General features: G+C 61.8%; 7 protein-coding genes and 1 tRNA gene. 3 read left to right on the top strand and 5 right to left on the bottom strand.

From position 1 onward, the window contains the following. Positions 1-321: 321 nt before the first annotated feature. Positions 322-397, bottom strand: a tRNA-Thr gene (locus LCM4573_RS23260). 213 nt (positions 398-610) lie between these two features. Between LCM4573_RS23260 and LCM4573_RS23255 the strand changes: the two genes are divergently transcribed. Continuing rightward, the gene (locus LCM4573_RS23255; RefSeq protein WP_116285711.1) at positions 611-1,363 is read left to right on the top strand and encodes an NAD kinase; all 753 of its coding nucleotides are present in this window, start codon (positions 611-613) and stop codon (positions 1,361-1,363) included. 9 nt (positions 1,364-1,372) lie between these two features. Here LCM4573_RS23255 and LCM4573_RS23250 read toward each other — a convergent pair whose 3' ends face one another. Beyond that, complete coding sequence (locus tag LCM4573_RS23250; RefSeq protein WP_071008822.1) at positions 1,373-2,026, bottom strand: TetR/AcrR family transcriptional regulator; 654 nt, start codon at positions 2,024-2,026, stop codon at positions 1,373-1,375. Between the two features lie 172 nt (positions 2,027-2,198). Between LCM4573_RS23250 and LCM4573_RS23245 the strand changes: the two genes are divergently transcribed. After that, complete coding sequence (locus tag LCM4573_RS23245; RefSeq protein ID WP_071008821.1) at positions 2,199-3,401, top strand: multidrug effflux MFS transporter; 1,203 nt, start codon at positions 2,199-2,201, stop codon at positions 3,399-3,401. A 75-nt stretch (positions 3,402-3,476) separates the two neighbouring features. Here the strand turns inward: LCM4573_RS23245 and prfB are convergent. From prfB to LCM4573_RS23225, 3 genes are all read right to left on the bottom strand, one after another. Beyond that, positions 3,477-4,608, bottom strand: a protein-coding gene (gene prfB, locus LCM4573_RS23240; protein WP_116285687.1) for a peptide chain release factor 2 whose coding sequence is annotated in 2 segments (ribosomal slippage) — positions 3,477-4,538 and positions 4,540-4,608 — 1,131 coding nt in all. Because the reading frame shifts where the segments join, the coding sequence is not laid out codon by codon here. Positions 4,609-4,717: 109 nt separating this feature from the next. Beyond that, a complete protein-coding gene (locus LCM4573_RS23230; RefSeq protein ID WP_071008815.1) occupies positions 4,718-7,192 on the bottom strand; it encodes a penicillin-binding protein 1A in 2,475 nt (824 codons plus the stop codon). 247 nt (positions 7,193-7,439) lie between these two features. Next, positions 7,440-8,636 carry an N-acetylmuramoyl-L-alanine amidase gene (locus LCM4573_RS23225; RefSeq protein WP_071009214.1) on the bottom strand — a complete coding sequence of 399 codons (1,197 nt, stop codon included), beginning with the start codon at positions 8,634-8,636 and terminating at the stop codon, positions 7,440-7,442. A gap of 668 nt (positions 8,637-9,304) precedes the next feature. On the opposite strand from LCM4573_RS23225, the gene LCM4573_RS23220 reads away from it, so the two are divergent. Further along, positions 9,305-12,136, top strand: coding sequence for a ribonuclease E/G (locus LCM4573_RS23220; RefSeq protein ID WP_071008814.1), 2,832 nt, complete (start codon positions 9,305-9,307; stop codon positions 12,134-12,136). The last annotated feature ends 28 nt before the right edge of the window (positions 12,137-12,164 follow it).

Genomic DNA, 12,164 nt, shown 5'->3' with positions numbered 1-12,164 from the left:
CGATCAGCACTAGCGACATAGCCACGAGGAATACCTTAGCCATAGGGGCCACTCCACTAATCTATCGAGAGCCTGGTTATCTATCGCTGCCCGATGAGCTTTGCATCGGCATCAGGTCCTAGGTCGGCTTGGGACTATGGTCTCATTCGGCGGAATGATGCGCCGAAGCGCAGCGAGGCAATCAGTGCAACTCCACGGACACTGTGGCCCTGGATGGCTTCCGCCGCACCCAGCATGGCCGAGGCCAAACGGTAAAACGCGAAAGGTCCGGCAAAGCGCGGTATATTGGAGATTGGGAAACGCTGAAAAGTGGGGATTTTTTGGTGCCCCCGGCAGGGTTCGAACCCGCGACCCCCTGATTACAAATCAGGTGCTCTACCAACTGAGCTACAAGGGCATCCAATGAAGTGGGGAGTTAGCAGATTTTCCCTTCCTGTAAAGAGAAAACTCGAAACCGGCCCGGTCGTCTTTTTCCGGCCGGGGTTGAACTCCGTACCGCTCCGGCCGCAAGAGCCTTGTCCGCAAAGCATTCTTTCATGTACCAAGGGCCGGTGGTTCCACGAGGCTTCGCTCCATGTCCCTGCCGAAGAAGACGCTTCCGCCCAAAAAAATGGCCTTCATCGCCTCTACCGCGCCGGAAGCGCAGAGCGCATTGGAAGAGCTTCTGCGCCTTTATGGCAATACGTCGATCGAAGATGCCGACGTGATCGTCGCACTCGGCGGCGACGGCTTCATGCTGCAGACGCTGCACCAGACGATCAATACCGGAAAGCGCATCTATGGGATGAATTGCGGGTCCGTCGGTTTTCTCATGAACGACTACCACATGGAAAATCTTCGTGAACGCGTGGCGGAGGCCGTCGAGAACGAACTTCACCCGTTGAAGATGACGACCACCAACGAGGACGGATCGAGCTCGGTCGCGCTCGCCATCAACGAGGTCTATCTCTTCCGGCAATCCTACCAGGCGGCCAAGCTTTGCGTGGAGATCGACGGGCATGTGCGGCTGGAGGAACTGATCTGCGATGGATTGATGGTCGCCACCCCCGCGGGTTCGACGGCCTACAATCTTTCCGCCCATGGACCCATCCTGCCGCTCGAGGCGCCGCTTCTGGCCATGACGCCGGTCTCGGCCTTCCGCCCGCGCCGCTGGAGAGGGGCATTGCTGCCGAATCACGTCCGCGTCGATATCCGCATCCTGGAGCCGGAAAAGCGTCCGGTGAACGCGGTGGCGGACAATGCGGAAGTCAAATCGGTCTTGCATGTCAGGATGGAACAGTCGACGGAAGTGACTGCCCGCATCCTCTCCGATCCGAACCACTCTTGGTCCGACCGTATTCTCGCCGAGCAGTTCAACAACTGACGCAGGCGATCAAGGCCGGCTTGCGAAAGCCCGCAGGAAGGTGCGCGTCGCATTGGCCGCCATCTGATCGATCTCGGCATCAGGGGTGCGGCGACCGAGCTGCTGTTCTATGCGAAGGTCGGTTGCCAACAGCGCCATGAACTGGCGTGCGGCAAGCGCCGGATCGTCGAGTTCCAGATAACCGGCATGGGCGAGCTGGGCCAGCCGCGCCGCAATCGCCGGATATTTCTTGCCGGGGCCGTATTCCCGCCAGGTTTCGAAAAGTTCCGGAAAACGGGCGCCCTCGGTTTCCACGAGCTTGCGCAGCCAGCGACCATTCGGGTCGCAGATCGCCTTACGCAGAAGCCGTGTGGAGAACTCCGTCAATTCCTTTTCGAGGTCTTCCGGCGCGGCCGGAAAGGTATCCAGAACCCGGAAGAAACCCGCGGAGGAACGGTCGGTAATCTCCGCCACCACCACCTTGAAGAGATTATCCTTATCCCCGAGCTGATTGTAGATCGTCTGGCGCGACACCCCTGCCCGAGCGGCGATCGCATCGATGCTGGCGCCCGCATAGCCCTGCTCCGCAAAGATATCGGCGGCAGCATTCAAAATCGCCTGGCGCTTGTTCTGCGCCGGCGGCCAGGTGGAGGCTTGCTCGATTTCGGCAGACGAATTTTTCATGACACCAACATAACGGCACTTGACGAATTGGACAATTGTGTCCAAAATTATTTACATGAGTGACATCCCAACGATATCGCACTCACCGGCTCTCATTTTTCCATTCTTTCACAATCGTCCTGCGCATTGCCGTCTCCCACGGCGGATGTGGTGACGGGAAAGGTTTTTTCCAATGCAGACCAGAGCTCTTCCCCATGCTCTTACACTCGGGCTGCTTTCGGCCGTCGGGCTTTTCGCGCTCGACATGTATCTTCCAGCGCTTCCCACTATCAGCGAACACCTGAATGCCGACAGTCATGCGGTCCAGGCAAGCCTGATTTCCTTCTTTGCGGCAATGGCGATTTCGCAGATCGTCTATGGCCCGGTGTCCGACATGTTCGGCCGCAAGCGACCTCTCTATGTCGGTCTTGGGCTTTATGCCATAGGCGCGATCGGCTGCGCCCTTTCTCCATCGATCGAATGGCTGATCGCCTTCCGCTTCCTGCAAGGCATGGGCGCCTGTGCGGGCGTGGTGATCTCGCGGGCTATCGTTCGCGACCTGCATACCGGGCCGGCGGCCGCGCAACTGATGTCGCGCCTGATGCTGGTCTTCAGCGTTTCGCCGATCCTGGCGCCGCTCGCAGGCAGCATCGTGACGGTGTTCGGTGATTGGCGGCTGATCTTCTGGGTCATGGTGGGCGCCGCCGGCGTGGGTCTTGCAGTCGCACTCTTCTTCCTGGAGGAAACGCGCCCGGCGACACTGCGCGCGGAAAGCAGCGTAGGCAGCGCCTTGCAAGCCTATGCCACGCTCCTGAAAGACCCCTATTACCTCGGGTTGGTCTTCATCGCCTCCTTTGGCATGTCCAGCTACATGATCTATGTGGCCAACTCGTCCTTCGTGCTGATCGAGCACTATGGCCTCTCGCCGTCCTTCTACAGCATCGTGTTCTCGGTCAACGCGGTCGCATTCATCGGCATGTCGCAGATGAACGGCTGGCTCTCCCGCAAGATCGGCCTCAGGAAGGTCATTCGCGGCGCGGTCGTGGGCTACTCGACCATGATGGTGGCCCTGGCCTTCGTCACCTCGCTCGGCATCGACCAACTGGAGGTCATGGCCGCCTTCCTTTTCGGCGGGTACGGTTTCCTCGGCATGATAATTCCCACAGCTGCGGTCCTGGCGCTCGAACAACATGGCCGAATCGCCGGAACCGCCTCGGCCATGATGGGCACGATCCAGTTCGTGACGTCCGCAATCGTGGTGGGCATCGGCGGGCTATTCGCAGACGGCACCTCGCTGCCGATGGTCACCGTCATAGCCCTCTGCTCGGTGATCGTCTCCCTGCTCGCGCTCGTCGTGCTGCGCAGCGAGCGCGGCGTGGTCTCCGCCGCCGAATAGACGTTCCCTCCAATGGAAAAGGCGGCCGGATTTTCCAATCCGGCCGCCTTTTCATCGTTTCAAGGCTCAAAAAAGTCAGTCGACATCCGCCACGGCGGCATCGGGCTTGCCGCTGATGCGGTGGGCGAGAGCCGCTTCCATGAATTCATTGAGTTCCCCGTCCAGCACATCTCCCGGCGCGGTGCTTTCCACGCCCGTACGCAGGTCCTTCACCAACTGATAGGGCTGCAGAACGTAGGAGCGGATCTGGTGCCCCCAGCCGATATCCGTCTTGGAGGCGGCCTCGGCATTAGCGGCTTCCTCGCGCTTTTTCAGCTCCGCCTCATAGAGCCTGGCCCGCAGCATGTCCCAGGCCTTGGCGCGGTTCTTGTGCTGTGAGCGTTCCTGCTGGCAGGCTACCACGATACCGGTCGGAATATGCGTGATACGCACGGCCGAGTCGGTCGTGTTGACGTGCTGGCCGCCCGCACCCGAAGAGCGATAGGTATCGATGCGGCAATCGCTTTCGTTGACCTCGATGTTGATGGAGTCGTCGACAACCGGATAGACCCAGATGGACGAGAACGAGGTATGGCGGCGCGCATTGCTGTCATAGGGTGAGATCCGCACCAGGCGATGGACGCCGGATTCGGTCTTCAGCCAGCCATAGGCGTTATGGCCCTTGACAAGCATCGTCGCCGACTTGATGCCGGCCTCTTCCCCGTCATGCACTTCCATGAGCTCCACCTTGAAGCCCTGGCGCTCGGCCCAGCGGGTGTACATGCGCAGCAGCATGTTCGCCCAGTCCTGGCTCTCGGTGCCACCCGCACCGGAATGAACTTCCAGAWAGGTGTCGTTGCCGTCGGCCTCGCCGGAAAGCATGGCCTCCACCTGTCGGCGGTCGGATTCGGCCTTCAGTGCCTTCAGGGCATCCTCGGCCTCCTTGACGATTGAATCGTCGCCTTCCTCCTCACCGAGCTCGATCAGCTCGATATTGTCGGAAAGCTGCTGCTCGAGGGCCTTGACGCCGCCGATGCCGTCCTCGAGCTGCTGGCGCTCGCGCATCAGCTTCTGCGCTTCGGCCGCGTCGTTCCAGAGGTTCGGATCCTCTGCCTTGTTGTTCAACCAGTCCAGTCGTCTTATCGCCTGGTCCCAGTCAAAGATGCCTCCTCAGCAGGCTTACGGCCTGCTTGATTTCGTCGACCACATTGATGATTTCGGCACGCATGGCGCTTTTCTTCACTCTCGATTTCAGTGTTTCGAAGTGCCGTGGACATAGTTGCGCCGGCCGCCGATGTAAAGTCCCGCGGCCGGCGCAACTGTTCACGACAAGCGACTTAGAACAATCCCGGCATGCCGGAAGTGACCGCCTGCTGGGCCTGCGGCGAGGTCTCCAGAATCTGCTCCGGCGGCAGGTTGTCGGTCATGCCGATGACCGCGAACACATCCGCCGGACCGGTGCCGGGCTTGAAGGCTTCCATGATGGTATCCGCAGCGCCTTCCGCCGCAGCCATGCCGGTCTTGCGATTGACGGGAATGAACTGCATGCCTTCCGGAACGTGGAATTTCTCCGGGGGCGAGCGTTTCACGGCCTCCTCGATGAAATCGGCGAAGATCGGGGCTGCCAGCGAGCTGCCGGTGCCGCCGCGGCCGAGCGGGGCCGGCGTATCGAAGCCGATATAGAGGCCTGCAACGAGGTTGGGGGTGAAGCCGACGAACCAGGCGTCCTTCTCGTCGTTGGTCGTACCGGTCTTGCCGGCGACCGGACGGTCGGTGACGTGGATCTTGCCGGCGGCCGTGCCGCGCGTGACGACGCCTTCCATCATGGACGTGATCTGGTAGGCGGTCATCGGGTCGAGCACCTGCTCGCGGCTGTCGGCGATGATCGGCTCTTCCTGGCCCGCCCAGTTGCTGACGTTGCAGCCTTCGCAGACGCGCTCTTCATGACGGAAGATCGTCTTGCCGTAGCGGTCCTGGATGCGGTCGATGACGGTCGGCTTGATCTGCTTGCCGCCATTGGCGATCACCGCATAGGCGGAAACCATCCGCATCACCGTGGTTTCACCGGAGCCGAGCGACATGGCAAGCACCGGCAGCATCTTGTCGTAGATGCCAAAGCGTTCGGCATACTCGGCGACCAGTTCCATGCCCATATCCTGAGCCAGGCGGACGGTCATCTGGTTACGCGATTTCTCGATGCCGAGCCGCAGGGTCTGCGGGCCGGCAGAGCCGCCGCCGTAATTCTCCGGCTTCCAGACCTGACCGCCCGAAACCAGTTCGATCGGCGCGTCGAGAATGACCGATGCCGGCGTATATCCGTTATCGAGCGCCGCCGCATAAACGAAAGGCTTGAAGGACGAGCCCGGCTGGCGCATGGCCTGCGTCGCACGGTTGAACTCCGACTGGAAATAGGAAAAGCCTCCGGTCATTGCCAGAACGCGGCCCGTATGCGGGTCCATGGCCACGAAGCCGCCCTGCACCTTCGGCGGCTGACGCAGGCGGTAGGCATCTCCGCCTTCCTTGAGGGCCTCGACATAGACAACGTCGCCGGGCTCCAGCACGCCTTCCGGCGACCTCGCGGTCCTGCGCTCGCCGGTCGCGTCGCGGAACGCCCATTTCATGTCTGCAGCCGAGATCGTGCCGGTGGCGCGTTTATCCTCGACCTTGCCGCCGCCGTCGGTCTCCGGGCGAAGACCGATTTCGACGGACTTGGCCGAAACGTTGAGAACGACGGCAAGCCTCCATTCGGGCACGTCCCGGAGATCGAGCGCCTTGCCGTCGGCAACGGCCTTGATCAGGGCGGCGCCCCAATCCGGCGAGATATCGACCTTCGTGAGCGGTCCATGGAAGCCGCGCCGCTCGTCATAATCGACCAGCCCCTTCTGGAGAATGCGGCGGGCCAGCGCCTGGAGATCGGGATCGAGCGACGTACGGACCGAAAGGCCGCCCTCATAGAGCGACTTGTCACCGTATTTCTCGATGATCTGCCGGCGGACCTCCTCGGAGAAGAAGTCGGAGGCGAAGAGATGGATGCCACCGCGGCGCGTCTTGACGCCAAGCGGCTGCTTCTTGGCGTCGTCCGCTTCGGACGCGGTGATGTAGCCGTTTTCGGCCATGCGATCGATGACCCAGTTGCGGCGCTCGACGGCGGCTGCTTCGCGGCGGAAGGGATGGTAATTGTTCGGCCCCTTCGGGAGAGCGGCGAGATAGGCCGCCTCGGCCGTGGTGAGCTCGGTCACCGACTTGTCGAAATAGGTGAGCGCCGCGCCAGCGATGCCGTAGGAATTCAGGCCGAAGAAGATCTCGTTGAGATAAAGCTCGAGGATCTTGTCCTTGGAATAGGTCTGCTCGATGCGGAAGGAGAGGATCGCTTCCTTGACCTTGCGGTCGATGGTCTGGTCGCTGCTCAGAAGGAAGTTCTTGGCGACCTGCTGGGTAATGGTGGAGGCGCCCTCGGGACGACGCCCCGAGCCGAGATTCTGGAAATTGTTGACGATGGCGCGGGCGAGACCCGCCGGATCGATGCCGGGGTGCTGGTAGAAATTCTTGTCTTCGGCCGATAGAAACGCCGCCTTCACACGATCGGGAATAGCCTGGATCGGCAGGAAGAGGCGGCGCTCGCGCGCATATTCGGCCATCAGGGCACCGTTGCCCGCGTGGACGCGTGTGGCAACCGGTGGTTCATAGGCGGCCAGTACCGCATAATCCGGCAATTGCTTTGAAACGCCGCTCAGGTAGAGGGCGACGGCCGCGGCCACGGCGAGAAAAAGCGCGCAGCCCAATCCGAAAAAATAACCAATTAATCTGATCATCGATGCTACCGCTCAGCTTCTACTCGGCACCTAAAGACATACAATGCCATGGATTGAGGCGTTTTGCACGGTGCTTCGGGAACACGCAAGCGCATCGCCGAGCGCCCCCGCGAGTCGCCTGTCTCGTCGGGGACGAATAAACGTTCGAATGTGAGCAAAATAGGGCCCTGCCCGACGCATCCCCTCCCTGCCCTCAAGGCGGTCGATATTCCCGGGCGGATGTGGCGCGAAGGCCACGGAAGCCGCCTCAACCGCCATCAGCAAGCGCTTGGTTCCGGTAACGAACGACCGCATTCGATATGAGGCCCGCAACCTTGGCGCGCCATCCTTCGTCGAGGAGCAGCTTCTCGTCCTCGAGATTGGAGAGAAAGCCGAGTTCGAGAAGCACGGATGGAATGTCGGGCGCCCGCAGCACCTGGAAACCCGCATGCCGGTGCGGATTGTTGATCAAACCGATCTGCCCCTCGAAGGATTTGACGACGGTATTGGCGAGCGTGATCGAAARGGCCTGGGTCTCGCGGCGCGTAAGATCGAGCAGAATGTCGGCGACCTCCGGCGGCCCGCTCTGCAGGCTGAAGCCCGCCAACTGGTCGGACAGGTTCTCGCGCATGGCCAGGTTTTCCGCCATCCGGTCGGAGGCCCTGTCGGAAAGCGTATAGACCGTCGCTCCGCGAATGTCCTTCTGGGCGAGCGTATCGGCATGTAGGGATACGAAAAGATCGGCGCCCCGCTGCCGCGCGATCGTCACGCGCTCGGAAAGCGACAGGAAAGTATCCTTGTCGCGGGTGAGGAAGGCTTCGACACCCTGCTGCTCGTTGAGCTTGGCGGCAAGAACGCGGGCAAAGGCAAGCGTGATCGTCTTTTCAGGCGTCTTCGACGAGGCACCCGTCGCGCCCGCGTCGATCCCTCCGTGACCGGCATCGACCGCGACCGTGAAGACGTCATCCTTTGCGGCGGTCGTGATGTCCTCCGGCTTGGCAGCTGCGGGGGTTGTCCAGGTCTGCTTCTTCACGAGGTCGGCAAAGATTTCCGCCGATACCATCTCGGTGTCCAGCACGAGGCGGAAACCGCCCTGCTCGTTCGGCTGGACTTCAGCAAGCGCGAGCCGGACAGGTCTGATGGCCGTCAGCACGATGCGCGCGCTCGATTCGTCCATCGTGCCGTAGCGGATGTCGCTGAACAGGCCGCGCGCCGCCAGATCCGCCTCCGGAAACGCGAAGGCGGTCGCCGGAAGATCGATGATCACCCGTTCCGGCGAGCCTATATAATGAACGGAAAACTCCGGCCTCTCCTCGAAATCGATCACGATCCGCGTACGCGCATTGTCCCCTGCGATGCGGGCGGCGAAGGCGAGCAGCGGCTTGGAATCGACAGCCGCGGCGAGCGCCGAGGACAGGCCCGGGCAGAGCCCCAGGGACAGGAGCGCCGCGCAAGTGATTCGCATCAGTCGCCGGACGGTGCCTTCGCCAAGCAGATGTCCGTTCAATTTCGCTCCTTCTCTCAAGCAATCTTTCGCAGTCATCGGTTCATGGCCTCGCCGAAAGCCGCTGGCAAGCGCCTTCCACCCGGCGCCGGCGAATCGAACCCTGCCCCAATTGCATCCATAAGGCCCGCAATTCCATCCGCAATATGGCAGGCCTCGCCCCTATCAGGCTTTTCCCTTGCTATTGTGACAGATAAACCATACAACGCGCATGAGGGTTAAAGTGTTGACGGGATAGTCTGTCGGCAGGCAGCCAGCCAACGAGGAACCTGGCGCCGTGAGCCGATATTCATCCGCCGTCGCTACACTTTTTCCTGATACTCGATCAAACCGGCGGTGGCCGGAACGGTACCGGGTGGCACGCCACCCACGCTCACACGGAGCACATTCATCGGGCCCCTCGGGGGTCTAAGGTTCGTCGTTCTCGTTTGGACTTTTATGTTGCGGCAAAATTTGCAGAACCAGGACAGACTGAGGGAGTTTGAAGCCCCTTCGGCATTCCGGTTGCCGCAATTGTCGCGCCCGACGGGAACATCTTTATCCGGCGCAATGGCCACAATGCACGATAGGCCTGCCCTCGCGGCAGGCCTATCCGCATCCGTGCGGCTGCGCCGAGGAGCAGAATTTCTATGGCAGACAAAATGCTTATCGATGCGTCTCATGAAGAGGAGACGCGGGTAGTTGTCGTTCGCGGCAACCGGATCGAAGAGTTCGACTTCGAATCACAGCACAAAAAACAGATACGCGGCAATATCTATCTGGCGAAGGTTACGCGGGTAGAACCCTCCCTGCAGGCCGCCTTCGTCGATTACGGCGGCAATCGCCACGGCTTCCTGGCCTTTGCGGAAATCCACCCGGATTACTATCAGATCCCGCTCGCCGACCGGCAGGCGCTGATGCAGCAGGAAGCCGAGGACCAGCGCAAGATCGCCGAGGCCGAGGCAGCCGATCCGGTGGTCGACCTCGCAAACGAGGAACAGCCGACTATCGACGTGGCGAGCGCGGGCGAGCCCGCCGAGGTCGAAACGACCGAAGCCGCACCCGTCGAGGAGGCCGAGAAGCCGAAGGCCAAACCGAAGCGCAGCCGTTCCCGCAAGAAGACCACGGAAGCCGCCGCAGCGTCGGAGACGGTGGAGCTCGCCCCGTCCTCGGAGAGCGACGACGGTTCCACGCCCGGCGAAATGGCCGCCATGGTCGAAACCGATACCATCTCGGAGGATGTCACGAGCCGCCGCGGCCGCAACGATGAAGCGGACGACGACGATGACGACCATCACGAGAAGGAAGAGATCGAATCGGTCGGCGCCGAAGACGCGATGGAAGAGGTGCCGGACCGCGTGGTGCGCAAGCCGCGCAAGCAGTATCGCATCCAGGAAGTCATCAAGCGCCGCCAGATTCTTCTGGTCCAGGTCGCCAAGGAAGAGCGCGGCAACAAGGGCGCTGCACTGACGACCTATCTCTCGCTCGCCGGCCGCTATTCGGTCCTGATGCCGAACACGGCGCGTGGCGGCGGCATTTCCCGCAAGATCACCAGTCCGCAGGACCGCAAGCGCCTGAAGGAGATCGCTCGCGAACTCGACGTGCCGCAGGGCATGGGAGTGATCCTGCGCACGGCCGGGGCGAACCGCACCCGCGTCGAGGTCAAGCGCGACTTCGAATACCTGATGCGCCTTTGGGAGAATGTGCGCACGCTGACGCTGAACTCCACTGCGCCCTGCCTCGTCTACGAGGAAGGCTCTCTCATCAAGCGCTCGATCCGCGACCTCTACAACAAGGATATCTCCGAAATCATCGTTGCGGGCGAGGACGGCTATCGTGAAGCCAAGGACTTCATGAAGATGCTGATGCCGAGCCATGCGAAGGTGGTCCAGCCTTACCGCGACCTGCATCCGATCTTCTCGCGCTCCGGTATCGAGGCCCAACTCGACCGCATGCTTCAGCCGCAGGTGACGCTGAAATCCGGCGGCTATCTCATCATCAACCAGACCGAAGCGCTGGTGGCGATCGACGTCAACTCCGGCCGCTCGACCCGCGAGCACTCGATCGAGGAAACGGCGCTGCAGACCAATCTGGAGGCTGCCGAGGAAGTCGCCCGCCAGCTCCGCCTGCGCGATCTTGCCGGCCTCATCGTCATCGACTTCATCGACATGGAGGAGAAGCGCAACAACCGCGCCGTCGAGAAGAAGCTGAAGGACTGCCTGAAGAACGACCGCGCCCGCATTCAGGTCGGCCGCATCTCGCACTTCGGCCTGCTCGAAATGTCGCGTCAGCGCATCCGCGCTTCGGTGCTCGAATCGACGACACAGATCTGCTCGCATTGCGGCGGCACCGGTCACGTGCGCTCGCAGTCCTCGATCGCGCTCCACGTTCTGCGCGGCATCGAGGAATACCTGCTGAAGAACACGACGCACGACATCACCGTGCGCACCACGCCCGAAACCGCGCTCTATCTGCTCAATTACAAGCGCAACACGGTTGTCGATTACGAGAAGCGCTTCGGCGTCTCGATCTTCATCGAATCGGACGATGGAATAGGCTTCAGCCATTTCGCGATCGACCGCGGCGAGGCGGTGGAAAATCCGATCAAGATCGAAAGCCTGATGCAGTTTGCTGCCCTTCCCGTCGAGGAAGATGACGATATCGTCATCGAGGAGGACGAAGAGGAAGAGGAAATCGTCGAAAGCAAATCGGCGCCCGCCGCTTCCGGCAACGGAGAAGAGCAGAACGGCCGCAAACGCAAGCGCCGCCGCCGCCGCCGCAACAAGGGCGAACGCGGAGCGGATGTCCAGGCAGGGCAAGCCGACCGCGATACGGTTTCCGATCAGGAAGCCGAGGATGAAGGCGACGAAGACGAGAGCGCGGAGGAGGAGCAGCAGGTTTCTCTCGGCGCCGAGAGCGACGAAGAAAACCGCCGCAAGCGCCGCCGCCGCGGCAAGCGTGGCGGTCGTCGCAACCGCAACGGCGAGGAGCAGGAGTTGACGGCAGCGGAAGAAGCTGCTGAAGAGACTGGCGAGGAAACGGCAGAAGCTGCTTCACCCGAGGCAGCAGAAGAGCCGACCGCGGCGACTACCCCCGTCGAGGTAACCGCTGAGGCCGAGCCTGTGGAGTCCGCGGAAAGCAAGCCGGCAAAGCCGCGCCGGTCGCGGCGAGCCAAAGCTGCGGCCTCCCCTGCCGAAGAAACGGCAGCGGAAGCGCCGGCTCCAGTCGAGGTGATTGCCGAGCAGGCAGCTGCGGCGCTTGGCGAGAAGCCTGCGGAAAGCGCTACCGAACCCGCCTCCACAAAGGAGGAAGCCGGAGAGCCGGATGACGCCGCAAAGCCGGCCCGCGCCAACCGCGCCTCCAATATATCCTCATCCGCCGAGCCGGTGGTGAAGAGTTCCGCCCCCGAGGCCGGTGAAGAAGGCGGCGAGCCGTCCAAGCCGAAGAAGGCCGGCTGGTGGCAGCGGCGCGGCTTCTTCTGAGCCGCAGAATCATTCCTTCGAAAACGGC

This window comes from Rhizobium sp. LCM 4573, assembly GCF_001854865.1.
Lineage (GTDB): Bacteria > Pseudomonadota > Alphaproteobacteria > Rhizobiales > Rhizobiaceae > Neorhizobium.
This window is presented reverse-complemented; position numbering and strand designations above follow the sequence as displayed.